The organism is Halorhodospira sp. 9628, from assembly GCF_022228075.1.
GTDB lineage: Bacteria > Pseudomonadota > Gammaproteobacteria > Nitrococcales > Halorhodospiraceae > Halorhodospira > Halorhodospira halophila_A.
The window spans coordinates 244,443-260,898 of record NZ_JAJNRF010000003.1; the positions used below are offsets into that span (position 1 = coordinate 244,443).

Annotated in this window: 14 protein-coding genes; 8 read left to right on the top strand and 6 right to left on the bottom strand. The window is 68.8% G+C overall.

Features of this window, described 5'->3' with window-relative positions:
- Positions 1-9: 9 nt before the first annotated feature.
- The gene (locus tag LRG10_RS05375) at positions 10-405 is read right to left on the bottom strand and encodes a DUF2141 domain-containing protein (RefSeq protein WP_238634880.1); all 396 of its coding nucleotides are present in this window, start codon (positions 403-405) and stop codon (positions 10-12) included.
- 98 nt (positions 406-503) lie between these two features.
- Positions 504-1,469 (bottom strand): NAD-dependent epimerase/dehydratase family protein, encoded by a 966-nt coding sequence (locus LRG10_RS05380; RefSeq protein WP_201170362.1) that lies wholly within the window; start codon positions 1,467-1,469, stop codon positions 504-506.
- A 91-nt stretch (positions 1,470-1,560) separates the two neighbouring features.
- Here LRG10_RS05380 and LRG10_RS05385 point away from each other — a divergent pair, with 91 nt between their 5' ends.
- From LRG10_RS05385 to LRG10_RS05405, 5 genes are all read left to right on the top strand, one after another.
- Positions 1,561-1,881, top strand: a complete 321-nt coding sequence (locus LRG10_RS05385; RefSeq protein WP_201170364.1) for a c-type cytochrome — start codon at positions 1,561-1,563, stop codon at positions 1,879-1,881.
- A gap of 11 nt (positions 1,882-1,892) precedes the next feature.
- Positions 1,893-3,197: an NAD(P)/FAD-dependent oxidoreductase gene (locus LRG10_RS05390; RefSeq protein ID WP_201241915.1), complete on the top strand. Its 1,305-nt coding sequence runs from the start codon at positions 1,893-1,895 to the stop codon at positions 3,195-3,197.
- Positions 3,198-3,282: 85 nt separating this feature from the next.
- Positions 3,283-5,370, top strand: a complete 2,088-nt coding sequence (locus LRG10_RS05395; protein WP_201241916.1) for an AsmA family protein — start codon at positions 3,283-3,285, stop codon at positions 5,368-5,370.
- A gap of 14 nt (positions 5,371-5,384) precedes the next feature.
- Positions 5,385-5,777: a photoactive yellow protein gene (pyp, locus tag LRG10_RS05400; RefSeq protein WP_201170371.1), complete on the top strand. Its 393-nt coding sequence runs from the start codon at positions 5,385-5,387 to the stop codon at positions 5,775-5,777.
- Between the two features lie 125 nt (positions 5,778-5,902).
- Positions 5,903-6,148 carry a hypothetical protein gene (locus LRG10_RS05405; protein WP_201170372.1) on the top strand — a complete coding sequence of 82 codons (246 nt, stop codon included), beginning with the start codon at positions 5,903-5,905 and terminating at the stop codon, positions 6,146-6,148.
- A gap of 48 nt (positions 6,149-6,196) precedes the next feature.
- Here the strand turns inward: LRG10_RS05405 and LRG10_RS05410 are convergent, their stop codons facing one another.
- Together LRG10_RS05410 and LRG10_RS05415 are read right to left on the bottom strand one after the other, a co-directional pair.
- Entirely contained in the window at positions 6,197-6,682 is a 486-nt protein-coding gene (locus tag LRG10_RS05410) for a thioredoxin fold domain-containing protein (RefSeq protein WP_238634881.1), read from the bottom strand.
- Between the two features lie 76 nt (positions 6,683-6,758).
- The gene (locus tag LRG10_RS05415) at positions 6,759-7,142 is read right to left on the bottom strand and encodes a hypothetical protein (protein WP_238634882.1); all 384 of its coding nucleotides are present in this window, start codon (positions 7,140-7,142) and stop codon (positions 6,759-6,761) included.
- 177 nt (positions 7,143-7,319) lie between these two features.
- Here LRG10_RS05415 and LRG10_RS05420 point away from each other — a divergent pair, with 177 nt between their 5' ends.
- The 3 genes from LRG10_RS05420 to LRG10_RS05430 are packed head-to-tail and all read left to right on the top strand — an operon-like array spanning position 7,320 to position 12,873.
- Positions 7,320-10,019, top strand: a complete 2,700-nt coding sequence (locus tag LRG10_RS05420; protein ID WP_238634883.1) for a PAS domain-containing protein — start codon at positions 7,320-7,322, stop codon at positions 10,017-10,019.
- A complete protein-coding gene (locus LRG10_RS05425; RefSeq protein ID WP_238633938.1) occupies positions 10,016-11,503 on the top strand; it encodes a HAMP domain-containing sensor histidine kinase in 1,488 nt (495 codons plus the stop codon). The genes LRG10_RS05420 and LRG10_RS05425 overlap by 4 nt, the downstream gene beginning before the upstream one ends.
- Complete coding sequence (locus LRG10_RS05430) at positions 11,500-12,873, top strand: sigma 54-interacting transcriptional regulator (protein WP_238634884.1); 1,374 nt, start codon at positions 11,500-11,502, stop codon at positions 12,871-12,873. The genes LRG10_RS05425 and LRG10_RS05430 overlap by 4 nt, the downstream gene beginning before the upstream one ends.
- Here the strand turns inward: LRG10_RS05430 and LRG10_RS05435 are convergent.
- Positions 12,870-14,051, bottom strand: a complete 1,182-nt coding sequence (locus tag LRG10_RS05435) for an NAD(P)/FAD-dependent oxidoreductase (protein ID WP_238634885.1) — start codon at positions 14,049-14,051, stop codon at positions 12,870-12,872. The two genes, LRG10_RS05430 and LRG10_RS05435, sit on opposite strands and share 4 nt — an antisense overlap.
- Before the next feature lie 5 nt (positions 14,052-14,056).
- The gene (locus LRG10_RS05440; RefSeq protein ID WP_238634886.1) at positions 14,057-16,450 is read right to left on the bottom strand and encodes a helicase-related protein; all 2,394 of its coding nucleotides are present in this window, start codon (positions 16,448-16,450) and stop codon (positions 14,057-14,059) included.
- Positions 16,451-16,456 lie beyond the last annotated feature (6 nt).

Sequence of the window (16,456 nt, forward strand, 5' to 3'; positions counted from 1 at the left end):
CCGCCGGTGCTAACGCAGATCCAGGGTGATGCGGGTCCCGCCCTCTTCCACCGTAAACGCGGCATCCTCGAAGTCGGGCGGTCCCATGCGGCCCATGGCGCCGCGACTGAAACCCGCCGGCTCGCGCGGGATCCCCATGAAGTTGGTGGTCAGATCGCCACTGTCGTCCAGGTCCTGGAAGGCGGCCACGGCGTACTGACCGGGGGTCAGATCGGAGATCGTCAGCGTCACCGCATCGCCCTCCACCGGACGGGTCTTGCGCGCGCGCGCCCGGTCCGCATCGGGGAAGGCCTCGGCGTCGTCGAAGAGTGCGACGTAGACACTGCCCCGGTCGGCCTTCGGCAACAGGATCTCCACCTCCAGGGTCACGGCCCGCGCCGCGACACCAACGGTCAGACCGAGCATGAGCGCCACCACCCGGACCCCGAGCCTCCCCGCCCCTGGACACAGCCCCGCTTTCCCCGAACGGGGCGTCAACTGCCGCACCCTCACGTTCGTCCTCCTTAGCCGATCGTGTCCGCCAGCGCGCCGCCGCCATCGCGGTACGGTGCCAGCAGGCGGTCGATTAGTTCCAGCAGCTGGCGCCTCTCGGCCAGCGGCTCGCGGGTACCCGGCACCAGGTACGGTGAGACGCTCCGACGATCGAAGTAGAACCCCCCGGATTCCGGTGCGCTCGAGGCCTCAGCCCCACTGGGCCCGCCGGCCCTTGCCGCCAGCCACACCAAGGTGTCCGCCCCCTGCTCGGGACTGCGCAACCGGCCGCGGGTCCAGCGCCAGAACCCCGGGATCGCCTCACGCACCCCGGCGGTATCCACCCAGCCAGGATGCATGGCGCAGCAGTCCACATCGCGGAACAGCGGCATGCGGGCCATCTGCGCATTGACGATCGTCTGTGCGCGCTTGACGTTGGCGTAGGTGGCGACCTTGTCGTAGCGTTCGTTTTCAAAGATATGGCGCAGGTGCAGGCGCTGCAGGTACATCCCCCCGGAACTCATCCAGATCACGCGGGCGCCCTCGCGCAGCCTGCCGGAGCTGGCCAGGTTGTGGACGAGCAGGTAGTGCCCGAAGAGCTGCGAGGCCATCTGCAGCTCAACGCCGTCGGCATTGCGCGTGAACTGCTCCGGCATCCCTCCGGCGTTGAGGGCCACAAAGTCAAGCGGCGGAAGGGTCTCCCCCGCGCGTGCCACGGCCGCCCAGTCCCCCGTATCCAGCGTGCGGTAATCCGGGTCCCCGGTCCCTGCCCCGCGCCCGCAACTCAGCACTCGATGGCCCATGCCGCGCAGGCGCTCAACGGCTGCAGCGCCGATGCCACGACTGCCGCCGGTAATCAGGCCGGTCAGTGCCTCCTGCGGGCCTTCCCGCAGGCGGTCCCGGAACCCGGGCCAGGTGCGCGCGTGGCGCTCGAAGCCGCTACGGTCGAATGAGAAGTAGATGGATGCATCGAGTAGCCACTCGTGGGGTTTTCTCATGGGCAGACCGTTCCGTGCGGCGAAGGGTGTGGCGTATACTCCGCAGCTTAATCGCGCCGCGCTCGACATCAAAGGGAGGAGACTTCGAGCGATGCCCGTCAGGAAACCACCCCTTCGCACCATCCTGATCGCCCTGTGCGGGGCCCTCCTTGTCACCCCCGTCCAGGCCGACGACGACCCGCTCACCCGCGGTGAGCTCATCGCCCAGAGCTGCTTTGCCTGCCACGGCCCCGATGGCCAGGGTGCCGATACCATGCCGCCGATCGCCGGCTGGGACGAGGAGCTGATGGTGGAATATCTGGAAGACTTCCAGAAAGGCAAGCGCAACCCCACCGTGATGGACCGTCACGCAACCGGTTACACCGCGGACGAGATCCGCGAGCTTGCCGCCTACCTGAGTGAACTCGACTGAGGCCCTGGATCATGAGCCGATCATACTCCCGACGCGATTTCCTGCGCCTGGGTGCCACCGGTGGCACCATAGCCGCACTGGGGCTGGCCGGCTTCCCCACCCTGAGCCTGGCCCGCAGCCAGCTCGATGCCCGCATCGCCGTGGTCGGGGGCGGTTCCGCCGGTGCCACCGTGGCCCGGTACCTCAAGGAGCACGCACCCAACCTGCGGATCACTCTGATCGAGCCCAACGAGACCTACTACACCTGCTACGCTGGCAACTGGTACCTCGGCGGTTTCCGGGATCTGGACACGCTGGGCCACGGCTACGACAACCTGCGTGAACGCCATGGCATCGAAGTGATCCATGACCGCGCTGAAGAGCTGGACCTGGCCGGCAGGCGCGTCATGACCCGCAACCATACCCCCATCCAGTACGACCGCTTGGTGGTCGCCCCAGGTATCGACTTCGACTGGGACCGGGTCGAGGGCCTCGACCGAGAAGGTACCGAGCAAATCCCACACGCCTGGCAGGGCGGCCGCCCGTTCCGGATCCTGCGCGAGCAGCTCGAGGCTATGGACGACGGTGGCACCGTCATCGTCTGCCCGCCTGAGTCGCCGTACCGTTGCCCGCCCGGGCCTTACGAGCGCATGGCGCTGATCGCCCACTACCTCAAGTCCCATAAACCGCGGGCGAAAGTGCTGGGACTCGATCCGAAGGACAGCTTCTCGAAGCAGACCCTGTTCAAGCAGGGCTGGGAGGAGCTCTACGGCGACATGATCGAGTGGGTTCCCGCGTCCGCCGGCGGCGCCCCCGAACGGCTCTCGGTGGCAGACCGCAGAGTCTTCACCGACGGGGGGGACCAGATGCACCAGGGTGATGTCATCAACTTTATCCCGCCTCAGCAGGCCGGCGCCATCGCCCATCGGGCCGGCCTGGTCGACGACACCGGCTGGTGCCCGGTGGATCAGGAGACCTTCCGGTCGAAGCGGCACGAAGACGTCTACATCATCGGGGATGCGGCGATCGCAGGCGACATGCCCAAGTCAGCCCACAGCGCCAACAACCAGGGTAAACTGGTGGCCGCAACCATCGTCGGCGAACTCACTGGAGAGCCAAGCCCGGGGTTCCCCACGGTCAACACCTGTTACAGCCTGGTCGCACCCGATTGGGCGTTCACCATCGCGGCGGTCTTCGAGCACCGCGACGGACGAATCCGCGAGGTGGAGGGCTCCGGGGGGCTCAGCCCAGAGGACGAGGGCAAGGAGTTTCGTCAGGTCGAGGCCATTTACGCACCCGGCTGGTACGAATCGATCACCCGGGACATGTTCGGGTAGGGCGCTTCTGCCCGGTTGGCGATCGGGGATACGGCCGCGCTAGAGTGGGTCGCATCACCGGATGCCGGAAAGGACCCGTTCAACCATGCTGCGCCTTCTCAAGTGGCTCCTGCTGGGCCTCCTCGCCCTGATCCTGACCCTGGGCGTCGCCATTGCCGTGGCGGCGCTGGTTATCGACCCGAACGAATACCGCGATGACCTCGCCGCCCTCGCCGAGCGCGAGCTGGGCCGGGAGTTCGAGATCGAGGGCGAGATCGAGTGGTCGTTCTTCCCCTGGCTCGGTATCGAGGTCGGACGCATCACGATGGCCGACGCCGACGGCTACCACGACGAGCCGTTCGTTGAGTTCGACCGGCTCGCCGCCGCCATGAAGGTCTGGCCGCTGCTGCGCGGCGAACTGCACACGCGGGCCGTCGAGATCGAGCGTCCGGTTGTGCGGTTGATGCGTGACGAGGATGGCCAAGACAACTGGACGGACCTGGCAGAGCGATTCGCCGCGGAGGAGTCCGATGCCGGGCAGCAGCCCGCCGGCGCCGATGCCCCGGCGGATGCTGACGCGACCGAGCCCCCTCCGGCCGACCTTGAGGCCCTGGCGGGGATGGTCATCGGCGGAGTTCGTCTCAACGAGGGGGCCGTCTACTGGGAGGACCGCAGCGATGACCGGCGGATCCGGCTGGATCCCGTCAACCTGGAGATCGACACCCTGCGCTTGGACGAACCCGTGGGGATCCGGGCCGACGCCCTGGTCGGTGACGAGGAATACCTCGAGTTCACCAGTGAGGCCCGGCTGCGCCAAGCCGATGCCGGCCCGGAGCTGACGGCCAGCTGGTCGCTGAGCCCCCTCGATCCCAAGGGCCTGCTCGAGGCGCTCGGCGAGGAGCCGCCGGAGACCGAGGATCCCGGGGTGCTGCGCAGCTTTAGCGGCTCCGGGGAGATCGACGCCACGGCAGAGCGCATCGATCTGACCGGGCTCGCCGTCGAGCTGGATGACAGCCGGGTCGAGGGCGAGGCGGCCATCGAGCCCGCGCAGCCGACCATCGAGCTGGCGCTGCAGCTCAACCACATCGATCTTGACCGCTACCTGCCGCCCGAAACAGCTGAGGGAGAGCCAAGCGGCCATGGCAACGGCGGGAACACGGACAGCGACGACGGTCCGCAAGAGGGGCTGGGGGATCTGCGCGAAGTGGCCCTGGACTTCCCGCTGGAGCCACTGCGCCCGCTGGTCGTCGAGGGCCGCATCGGCATCGACGAACTCCATGCCGCCGACCTGACGGTCAGCGACTTCGAGGCCCGGCTCACCGGCAGCGAGGGCGAGTTGGGTGCCGAGTCCCTGCGCGCCAGCCTTTACGAAGGCGAGCTGGCCGGTCACGCCTGGCTGGATGCCCGCGGCGACGTACCCGCTTTCAACGTGGCCACCTCCCTCGAAGGCGTGGCCTTTGCGCCCCTACTGGAGGATCTGCTGGATCGTGACTGGCTCCACGGGCGCGGCCATTTCCATTTCGAGGGCAGTGGCGGGGGCGCGCACCTGCACGGGCTGATCGAGGATTTCGAGGGGTCGGGCCGGATCGCCGCCGAGGACGGCAACCTGCTCGGGCTGAACATCCCCCACAAGATCCGCGAGGCGGCGGCCCAGCTGCGCCGTGAGGAACCGCCGGAGGCCCCCGGCCATGACGAGCGGACGGACTTCTCGGACCTGACCGCGAGCTTCACCCTGGAAGACGGCATCGGGCACAACGAGGACCTGCTGCTCGAGTCGCCCGTGCTCCAGGCCACCGGCGAAGGGTCGGCAAACATCCTTGCCGAGGAGATCGACTACCGCGTGCGGGCAACCCTGCCCGACGGCCTGAACGAGGAGGATGCCCCGCTGCTGCACCGCCTGGCCGGGGCCACAATCCCCCTGGAGATCACCGGTTTTCTGTTTGAGCCGGACATCCGGCTCGACCTCGCCGAAGCCTTGGGTGAGGAGCGCCTGGAGCGTCTCGGTGCCGCACGCGAAGAGATCGAGGAGCGGGTGGACGAGGAGCGCGAACGCCTGGAACGGGAGGCCGAGCAGGAGCAGGAGCGTCTCGAACAGGAGGCGCGGGAGCAGCGCGAACGCCTCGAGCAGGAGGCGGAAGAGCAGCGCGACGAGGCGGAACGGCGCCTCCGCGACGAGGTGGAGAGCTTCTTCTAAGGAGGGATCATCGGATGGGCACACTCCTGTTCGGTCGCGCAGACTTGGAGAACCGGCTGGCGGCCATGACGCCGGAGGAGATCGACGAGCTTCCCTTCGGCGTCATCCAGATCGACGACAACGGATGCATCCTCCTCTACAACGCCACCGAGGGGGCCATCACCGGTCGGGATCCGGCGGAGATGATCGGTCGCGATTTCTTCAACGAGGTCGCCCCATGCGGTCATACGGAGACCTTCTACGGTCGTTTCCGGGAGGGCGTCCGGAGCGGCGATCTCAACGAGATCTTCGACTACACCTTCGACTACCGGATGGCGCCGACGAAGGTCCGGGTGCACATGAAACGGGCCCTGAGCGGGGACAGCTACTGGATCTTCGTCAAGCGGATCAGTGCCCCGGCCGCCTGATGGAAGGGGCCCGTCGGCCGCCTGCACCCCCGGATCCCGCTGGCGTGGCGCGCAGCCGGGTGGCTCGGGGATAATGGGGACCCGCCCAAGCCCACCGGGCGCATGCCCAAGCCAGAGGGAGCCGCATGAGCGAAGACACCCCCAGACTCAACACCGACCTTGCCAGACAGGTTCAGGCCCTGGGCCTGGAGGCCGTCGACGCCCAGGACGACGAGCCAATGGCCACGGTGGAAGCCCTCATGCTCGGGACGCTTTCCTTCGCCCGCAACTACATGAGCGGTGCGGACCTGGCCGACTATCTCCGCTTCGTCGCCGAGCACGTCGAGCGGGCCGACGACGACCTGGAAGACGAACCGGGCGAAGAACCGTGATCGCACCGGCCCCCGGGCGGTAGGTAGCCCCGGGGCCGACCTCGCGACCTATTCGGCGGCCATGCGCTCGAGGGCATCGAGGGCCTGCTGCTCGCCCCCGACAAAGAACCGCACCTCGCCATCGGTGCCCCGGTAGAAGACCGTGGGTACGCTACGCACGCCCAGCTCTTGGGCCAGACGCATGTTGGCCTGGACGGCGTCGTAGCCGTCCACATCCTTCTCGTCCTCGATCATCGCCGCTGCATCTGCCTGCGCGCCCGAGCCGAGGAACCCGACCGGTACCCAGCGCCACTCCACGCTGGGCGTGGCATCGTTATCCACGGCGTTCTTCAGGTTGGTGCAGGCCGGGCAGTGCGGATCCTTGAAGGCGTAGACGCGGAAGTCGCTCTCGCCCTGCGCGATGTAGTGGCTATCGGCAAGGCGATCGAAGACGTCCGCCCGGGCGGACTCCCCCGGCGTGCCGTCAGAGCAGCCCACCATCAAAACCGCACCGCCCACGAGTACCAAAACCGCCTGACGCATTACTCGACTCATCGATCACTCCCTCATCCATCCACCTGCGTAATGAGCCACCCGGGCGCGCCGCTGCGGCGCGCCCGGGCACCCCGCCTCAGTGCTCCACCCCGGGCAGCACGGCGTTGAGCAGGTGCGCCGCGCGCTCGTGGCCGGCCTCGGCCGCCTGCTCCCAAAGCTCGGCGGTGCGTTCCATGTCCGGCTCCGTCGTATGCCCCTCCAGGTACATCCAGCCTAGCTGAACCTTGGCCTCGGCATCTCCGGCGTCAGCCAGATCCCGGAAGGCCTCGTAGGCACCTTCCAGCTTCCCCTGCTCGTGGAGTTCGAGGGCCTCGTTCAGGGCCTGATCCGCTTCGCTCAGCTCCTCGTCCTGGCCGGACGCCGCTCCCGGCTCCGTGGCCTGGGCACCGCCGCCCCAGCCGGCGACCGCCAGCACGAGCACCACAGCGAGCCAGTACGGTCTGTTGCGTTGTGGCCGCATGGATCTCCTCCGAAACGTCATCTGGGTCGGCGCAGCGTAACGCAGGATCGCCCCGCTGTCGCACCGCGACGATGCGCTCGGCCACGGAAAGGTGCATTCGCTCTATCATTGACCGGTTAACGTCGATCGATAGCCATTGATCCTCGCAACCCGGCAAGGAGGCCCCGCGCGGCAAACATGGTGAACCTCCCCCCGCAGCACATTCTCCGAGCCCTCGGCGAGGGTGTAATGGGCGTCGACCGCCAGGGACGCTTCACCTTTCTCAACCCGGCCGCCCTGCGACTGCTCGGGTTCCGCGACGAAGCCAGCGTGATTGGCGAATCGGCCCATGCGCTGACCCACCACAGCCACCCCGATGGGCGCCCTTACCCGGAAGAGCATTGCCCCATCTACCGGGTCATCGAGACTGGCGAGGCCCTCGAGGCCTGGCAGGACCTGTTCTGGCGTAGCGACGGTACCGGCCTTCCCGTCCAGGTCTACGCCAGCCCGCTGGCAGCCGACGACGGCGAAATCACCGGTGCGGTGGTCTCCTTCCAGGATCGCAGCCACCAGCAGGCCCTGGAGCGGGAGCTGCGCGAGCAAAAACGGGCCCTCGAGCGCGAGCGGCAGCTGTTTATCGGCGGACCGACTGTCGTCTTCCAGTGGCGCATCACCGCTCAATGGCCGGTGGAGTACGTCTCGCCCAACGTTCAGCAGGTCCTCGGCCATTCACCCGAGGCCTTGCTCAGCGGCACCGTGCGCTATGGCGATCTGATCCACCCGGACGACTTCCAGCGCGTCGCCGAGGAGGTCGCCCACCACCGCGATCTCGGCTCGCGCCATTTCGAGCACCGCCCCTACCGCGTGCGCCACGCCGATGGCAGCTACCGCTGGGTTTACGACTCGACGGTGATCGACCGACGCCACAATGGGCCCGACTACCACTACGGCTACCTGGTGGATATCACCCGCGAGAAGGAGATTGAGCGGGCCCTCGCCGAGAAAGAGCAGCGCTACCGAATGGCGCAGAGCGCCGCCCGCTTCGGCATCTGGGAGTGGGATATCAGCACCGACCGGGTGCACTGGGACGACGACGCCTGGAGTCTGCTCGGCTACCCGCCGGAGCAGCGCATGGACATGGACTACGCCACCCTCCGCGAGCACATCCACCCGGACGATCGCGAGGCCGCGGAGAACGCCATTTACCAGCATCTGATCGCCCGCGACGACGGCAGCTACTCGCTGGAGCTGCGCCTGCGCCGGGCCGACGGCGACTGGCACTGGATCCACGCCCGGGGCCAGGTCGTGGCGCGGGATGCCGAGGGATTCCCCCGGCAGGTGCTGGGCATCCACACGGACATCAGTGAACTCAAGGCAGCCGAGCAGTCACCCCGTGATCAACGCTACCGACGGTTCCTGGAGGACTTCATCGGGATTGCCTACCAGAGGCGACTCGGTGAACCGGCCCCGGTCCTGCTGCGCGGCATGGTCGCTGAGATCACCGGCTACAACCAGGCGGATTTCATGGGCGGCCACTGCGACTGGACCTCCTTGATCCACCCCGAGGACCGCGAGCGGGTCCGGCAGCGGATCAGGGTGCTGATTGCCGAGGGCGGCACCTCGGACCTGAACTACCGCATCGTACACCGCGATGGCTCGGTGCGCTGGGTGCGCGATATCGGCCGTCTGGTGCGACTCAACAGCCAGGAAGACTGGGTCCTGCAGGGCGCGATCTACGACATCACCGAACAGAAGGAGGCGGAACGCGCCCGGGATACCTTCCTGGCTGCGGTCAGCCACGATCTGCGCACCCCCCTGAACACCATCGCCGGCTTCTGCGGGCTGCTGGCCGATACGCCACTCACCCCCCGGCAGGAGGAGTACCTCGGCTACTGCCGGAACGCGGCGGGGCAGCTGGAAGGGCTAATCGACACGCTGTTGGAGCTGTCCCGGCTGCACGCTGGCGGGCTGCGGCTTCAACCTCGGACGCTACGGCTGCGCCAATTCCTCCATGAGCAGCTAGCCCCCCTGGAGCATCAGGCCCGAAACCAAGGGCTCACCCTGCACTGGCACCCGGATAAGCGCCTCCCGGGGATCGTCCGCGGCGATCCGACCCGGCTGGCTCAGGTCCTGAATAACCTCGTGGGCAACGCCATCAAGTTCACCGAGCGCGGGTCGGTGGCGGTCTACGTGACTCCCGAAGGCGACGAGCGCATCAGTTTCCGCGTCAGCGATACCGGCCCCGGGATCCCGGAAGCCCTCCGGGCCTCCGTCTTCGAGCCATTCGCCCGCGGTGACCCAGCGCTGCACCGCGCCCCGGGGAGCGGGCTGGGGCTGGCCATCTGCAAGGAACTCGTTGCCCTGATGGGTGGTCGGATCGAGGTAACGAGCACCGAGGGATGCGGCACCACCTTCTCCTTCACCGTGTCGCTACCCACCTGCGAGGCAACGGATGCACCGACGGAGGCCGACACCGGCGTTCACGCGCCGCGGCGTCCGATCCCGGGCGACACACCACCGCAGGCCGTGGTGGCCGAAGACGAGCCAGCCAGCGCCCTATTGCTCAGCAAGCTGTTGCAGCGCGCCGGCTGGGAGGTCACCACGGTCTCTGACGGCGAGGAGGCGATAGCCGCGTGGCAGCAGGCACAACCGGACCTGATGATCCTGGACATGCAGATGTCACACACCAACGGCGACCGGGCCGCAACGCGGATTCGGGAACTCGAACGGAGGCATCGGGTTCCGTATACGCCCATTGTGATACTCACCGCCCACGCCCTGGACGACGTCCGCGAGCGCGCCCTGCAGGCCGGGTGTGACCGCTACCTGACCAAGCCGGTGGCGACGGACGCCCTGCACGCCGTCCTGGACTGGGCCCGGGGTCAGAGTTCGGGATGAGGCTGCGCCCGGTCCGCCCCGCCCGGTTTCGCAACCCGTTCGGCCCTACCAAATCCCTGCTCCGGCTGCTTTTGACCGGCTTCGCGGTAGTGACGGCGCCGCTGATCCTGGCTCTGGCCATCGCCGCATGGTCCGTGGATCGGCTCGCCAGCGACAGTCAGATCGCCATCTATGAAGCCGTCGGCGTCACCGAGAACAGTGCTCACATGGCGCGTGTCGCCATGGATATCGAACGCGCTGCCCGCCGTTATGCCACCCACAACGACCCCGCCGCCCTTCAGGAGTATCGCCACTGGCGCCGCGAGCTGGCCGCAGCCGGCGCCCCGCCCGGTGCCTTCGGACCCGAGGAGGCCACCTGGCTTCACCAGGGGTTGCGGGTCGTAGAGTCCACCCTGGTGACCACGCTGCACCTGCTCGGGCCGGACCGGCCTGAGGCCACCGCCCAGGTGCCGGCACTGAGTCTGGCCCTGCACCGTTCGGTGGCCAGCATCTCCGCAGCCGGCTACCGACGGATCGACGAGGAGGTGGACCAGGTTCAGGCCTTCTCCGATCGGGCCCGCCAGATCTTCGTCTGGCATCTGCTTGCGGCGGTACCGATCACGCTGGCCTTCACCTTCTACTTTGCCGGACGCATCCACCGGCCTATCAAGGCCCTCGGTGACAACATCCGCCGGCTCGGGACGGCGGATTTCGAGCGCCCGGTGGCGGTCCGCGGCCCACAGGACCTGGAAAACCTGGGCCGCGAGCTGGATGACCTGCGCCGGCAACTGGCCGAGCTGCGCAACCAGCGCCAGCGGCTGCTGCGCCACTTCTCCCACGAGCTTAAGACGCCGCTGGCCGCCGTGCTCGAGGGGGCCGAACTCCTCCGCGATCCCACGTTCAACGGCGACCCGACACGACGCGAGGAGATCGCCGGGATCGTCCGCGAGAACGGCCACGAGCTGCGCCGCCAGATCGACAATCTTCTGCGTTTCGCGCGCCACGGCGAGGCCCTTGCCCGCCCGGCCCACTTCAACCGCCTGGACCTGGCCGCGCTGGTCCGCGAAGTCGTCGAGCGCCACGAGCTCACGGCCCGGCGCCGCGGCATCGAGATCCGGACCGACCTGGAACCCGCCGAGATCGAGGCCGATCGTGAACTCATGGCGACCGTGATCGATAACCTCCTCTCCAATGCCCTGCGCTATTCGCCGGAGAACCAGCCCATCGACCTGCTCCTGCGCGGCGACGACCAAGGGGTCACGCTCGAGGTACAGGATCGCGGGCAAGGCATCCCCGAGCACGAGCAATCGCTGATCTTCGAGCCGTTCCGCCAGGGCGAGACCCGGGGCAGCGGCTCGGTCAAGGGCAGCGGGCTGGGGCTGTCGCTGGTCCGCGAATGCCTGAATGCCCACGACGGCACCATCCAGGCGCTGGCACGTCCCGACGGGCCCGGCGCGAACATGCGCGTCTGGCTGCCCAGAGATGCGAAGGAGGCAACGGTATGACGCAACGCCCTCGGATCCTAGTGGTCGACGACGACCCGAGCCTGTGCCGGCTGATGGAGATGCGTCTGGAGGCCTCGGGCTACATGCCCACCACCTGTGAGAGCGGCGAGCGAGCCCTGGCCGAACTGGAACGCCAACCGGCGGACGCCGTGATCACCGACCTGCGCATGGAAGGCATGGACGGGCTGGCGCTATTCGATGCGGTCCGCGAGCGCTGGCCGGCCCTGCCGGTGATCATCCTCACCGCCCACGGCTCCATCCAGGATGCCGTCGAGGCGACTCGCCGCGGCGTCCACGAGTTCCTCACCAAGCCCTTCGACCCGCCCGAGCTTCTTGAGCAGTTGGAGAAGGCCCTGTCAGCACGCGGCGGCCAGACCTCCGACACCGCCCGCGAGGCGGGACGGCGTCACGGCCTGGTGACCCGCAGCCCGCGCATGGAGGAAGTCCTTGAGCGCGCCTTGCTGGTCGCCGACTCCGACGCCAACGTCCTGATCCAGGGCGCCAGTGGCTCGGGCAAGGAACTCGTCGCCCGCGCCGTGCACGCCCACAGTCCCCGCGCCGAGGGGCCGTTCGTGCCGGTCAACTGTGGGGCCATCCCGGAGACGCTGCTCGAGTCCGAGCTCTTCGGGCACGTCCGTGGCGCTTTTACCGGCGCCGACCGGGATCGTGCTGGGCTGTTCCGCGATGCCGACGGCGGCACCCTGTTCCTCGATGAAATCGGCGACATGCCCGCGCAGCTGCAGGTCAAACTCCTGCGTGCCCTCCAGGAGCAGGTCATCCGCCCGGTGGGCGGACGCGACCCGATCCCGATCAACGTGCGCGTGCTCTCCGCTACCCACCGAGACCTGGAGGCCGCCCGTGCCGACGGCTCGTTTCGCGAGGACCTCTACTTCCGCCTGGCCGTCGTCACCCTGGCCCTGCCCGCGCTGACCGAGCGGCGCGAGGACATCCCCCTGCTCGCCCGCCACTTCCTGACCGAGGCCACCCGCCGCCACGGTCGTCCCGTCGAGGACCTCTCGCCGGAGGCCATCGAGGTGCTGGTCCAGGCCGACTGGCCAGGCAACGTGCGCCAGCTGCAGAATGTCATCGAGCAGTGCGTGGCCCTGAGCACCAGCGAGATCCTCCCCGAGCGCCTGATCCGCCAAGCCCTCAACCAAGATCAGGAACCGGCCATTCCCACCCTGGCCGAGGCCCGCGAGGCGTTCGAGCGTGACTACCTGATCCGGCTGCTCAAGCTCACTGAGGGGAACGTCAGTCAGGCCGCCCGGATCGCCGGGCGCAACCGCACCGACTTCTACCGCCTGCTCGGTCGCCACCACCTCCAGGTGGCCGACTTCAAGGGCACCGGCGAGCCCCGCCACGACGTCTAGACGGCCTGGCCGGCTGCCACGCCGGAGGACCACGCCCACTGGAAGTTGTGGCCGCCCAGCTGCCCGGTCACATCGACGACCTCGCCGATGAAGTGAAGCCCGGGCACCTGACGGGCCGCCAGGGTGCGCGAAGAGAGCGCGTCGGTGTCGACGCCGCCGGCGGTCACCTCGGCCTTGGCGTAGCCGGCCGTACCGGCCGGGGTCAATCGCCAATCCTCAAGCCGCCGCGCCACCTCATCCAGGGCCTGATTGCTGTAGCCCTGCAACGGTCCCGACCAGCCCTCGAGTTCGCACAACGCCCGCGCCAAGCGTCGTGGCAGGTGGCGCTCCAGGCAACGATGCAGGGCCTGCCGGCCGCGTCCGCTGCGCACCCGGGCCAGCTCCTCGCGCAGGGCCGTATCCGGTAGCCAGTCCACGCTCAAGGGGGCCTCTGGCTGCCAGTAGCTGGAAACCTGCAGCGCGGCGGGTCCGCTCAACCCGTGGTGGGTGATGAGCAGGTCATCCCTGAACTCAGCCCCCGCACAGCGCATACGGACGGGCAGGCTGATCCCCGCCAGAGATCCGATCGGCCGGTGGAGGTAGTCCGGCAGGGTCAGCGGCACCAGCGCCGGGCGCGTCGGCTGCACCGGCAGGCCGAACTGCCGGGCGATGGCGTATCCCAGGCCGCTGGCGCCCATCCGGGGGATCGACAGGCCACCAGTGGCCACCACCAATGCCTCGGCGTGCACCGTACCGGTCGGGGTTGCCACGGCGAAGCCCGCCGCCGTCGAGCCGACGCTACGAACCCCCGTCGCCATGCGCAGCTCCACCCCCGCCCGCGCGCACTCATCGAGCAATAGGTCGAGGATCGGGCGGGCCGAGTCACGGCAAAACAGTCGCCCCGGCTCACGCTCCTCATAGGCAACGCGGTGGCGCTCCACCAACTCCAGGAAGGCGGCCGGCGGGTAGCGCCGCAGCGCCGAGATGCAGAAACGCGGGTTGGCCGACAAGAAGTGCTCCGGCCCGCTATCAAGGTGGGTGAAGTTGCAACGCCCGCCCCCCGACATGAGGATCTTGCGTCCCGGTTTGCGAGCGTGATCGAGCACCACCACCCGCCGGCCCCGCCCGGCGGCGGTGGCGGCACACATCAGCCCGGCGGCACCGGCACCGATCACGATCACATCGGTCTGTTCCGTCATCACTCCTACCGAATGTCGACGACCCGACTGGCCCGCTGGAAGCGGACCCGCCAGCCCGGCCAGGCCGGTAGTTCCCAGCGCTTCGGATCGGTGCGGCGGATGCCGCCGACCTTCTCAGCGACCACCTCCCGGCGCCGGACGTGGTAGTGGATACGCAATTCGAGATCGGGGAGTTGGAGCCGGCGCGGATAGCGCTCATCGAAGTCGGATCGCTGCCACTCCGGAATCCCCGGGAAACGCAGGTCCCCGGGCTCGAGCAGCGCGAGATCCTCACCCCGCTCCACGCCCAGGCGCTCGAGCTGCTCCAGCAGCCACGGCCGCGGCTCTGGAACAGCGCCCTCGGCATACCCCAGAGCGACATACAGGGCCCACGCCTCCAGATCGTCACGAAGCCGACCACCGGCCGGCGCCAGCAGCGCGTCCTCCAGGATCAGGTCGGCCGCTGCCTCGCGCGCCGCGGCTCCCTCCGGCTCCACTTCCTCGCACCCGATGCAGCGCCCGGCAAAAAGCCACTCGCGGCGGGCAGTCAGTCGCTCCCCAGTCCATGCCGGCTCGCTGATCCCCTCGCTGCAGGCGCCACTGGCAATGACGCATGGCAGCGGCAACGGCGCCAGCGCCGTGGCCACGCTGATGGTCTGCCGCGTGCCGCGACCGGGGACACTGTGCGCACTGAGGACCAGCGCCGCCTCGGCCTCCTCCGGGAACCAAGAGTACTCGCCGAGCACCACCTCGTCGCCGGCGCCATTGCCGAGCGCCTGCCGCCTTCGCTGCCGACGCACATAGAGCCAGGTCGGCATCGCCCGGGCGGCGGCGGTCAGGGCCCGCTCGACCCGTGCGCGGTCGACGCCCGGTACGCCCACCTCCCTCGGCCTCGCCTCAGGCCGCGGCAGTATCGGTAGATCGAGCAATTCGCGCAGCTGACCTGCCAGCCGTCGCGCTTCCTCCCACGCCCGCGCATCGACCTGCACACCGGGGAGACGCTCACAGCGCAGCGCCGCCACGCGTAACCGGGCATCGCAGCGCTGCCCAAGCAACCCGGCCAGCTGCTCGCGTTCGTCGGGATCGCCGCGGACCTGCAGCCAGCGATCCCCCACCGCCAGCCCGGCAATCCAGTCGGCCATCAAGCCACCGGTCTCGGCGTCGGGCATGGCAAGCACGAGATGGGCCAGCTCCGGATCGACGGGCATGCGGAACAGCCGTTGCCCCCGCGGGGTGATGCCCCCAGAGGCATCCAGAGCCCCCATCGCCTGGAGCAGCCCCTCAGCCTGCTCCAGGCTCTCGGCCCGGGGCGTGTCCACGAAGGGCAGATCGGGGATCCGATAACCGGCACAGGCTCCCGCAAGCACCAGTTCGGTCAGATCCTCGCGCAACACCTCCGGCGGAGCATGCTCGGGCAGCGGTGCGGCATGCCCCCACAGTCGATAGCAGGTGCCCGGCTGCAGACGGCCGGCGCGCCCCGCGCGCTGCGCCGCGCTCGCCCGCGAGATCGGTTGCAGCGAGAGAACCGTCCGGCCGTTGCGGCGCAAGGTCCGCCGTTCCAGGCCGCTGTCCACCACCGCGGTAATCCCAGGTACGGTCAGCGAGGTCTCGGCGATATTGGTGGCCAGTACCACGCGACGCGTCGTTCCCGGCTCCAGCGCCCGGCGCTGCTCGGACAGCCGGACCCCGCCGTGGAGCCGGATCACCTCGGCTTCCACCCCGGAGAGCGCCCGGCGCGCCTCCTCGATCTCACCCTGTCCGGGCAGGAAGGCGAGCACGTCCCCGGCCGTCTCGTCCAGCGCCCGCCGGATCGCCTCGGCCAGGCGCTTGCCGAGATCTCTGCGCTGCGGCATGGTCCGGGGCTGCTCGCCCAGGTGGCATTCACCCACCGGATACCCCCGGCCCGGCGTCTCCAGGTACGTGCCACCCAGCTCCTTGGCCAGTCGCTCCCCGTCCACGGTTGCGGAGGTGATCACCAGGTGCTGAGCGGCATCGGCGCGCAGCAACGCCAGGAGCAGGTCGGTGTCCCAGCGCCGCTCGTGGAACTCGTCGAGGATCACCGTCGTGAACTCGGCCAGCCGCCCCTCGGCCCGCCAGCGCAGGGCCACGCCGGGGGTAACGAACAGGATGCGGGTCCGCTGCGAGTAGCGGCGCTCCAGGCGGACGGCATAGCCCACGCGCTCTCCCGATTCCGTCGCCATTTGTGCGGCCACGAAATCGGCCAGGCTGGTCGCCGCCACGCGGCGGGGCTGGACGACCAGCACCGGACCGCCGGCCTCCGCCGCCCAGACCGGCAGCCGAGTGGACTTGCCGGAGCCGGTTGCGGCCGCCACCACGCAGTGGCCCTGCTCCAGCGCCCGGGTGAACGACGGACGCAGCGGGTCGATGGGCAGAGCCAAATCTTGCTCCTCCTCGCTCATGAGGTC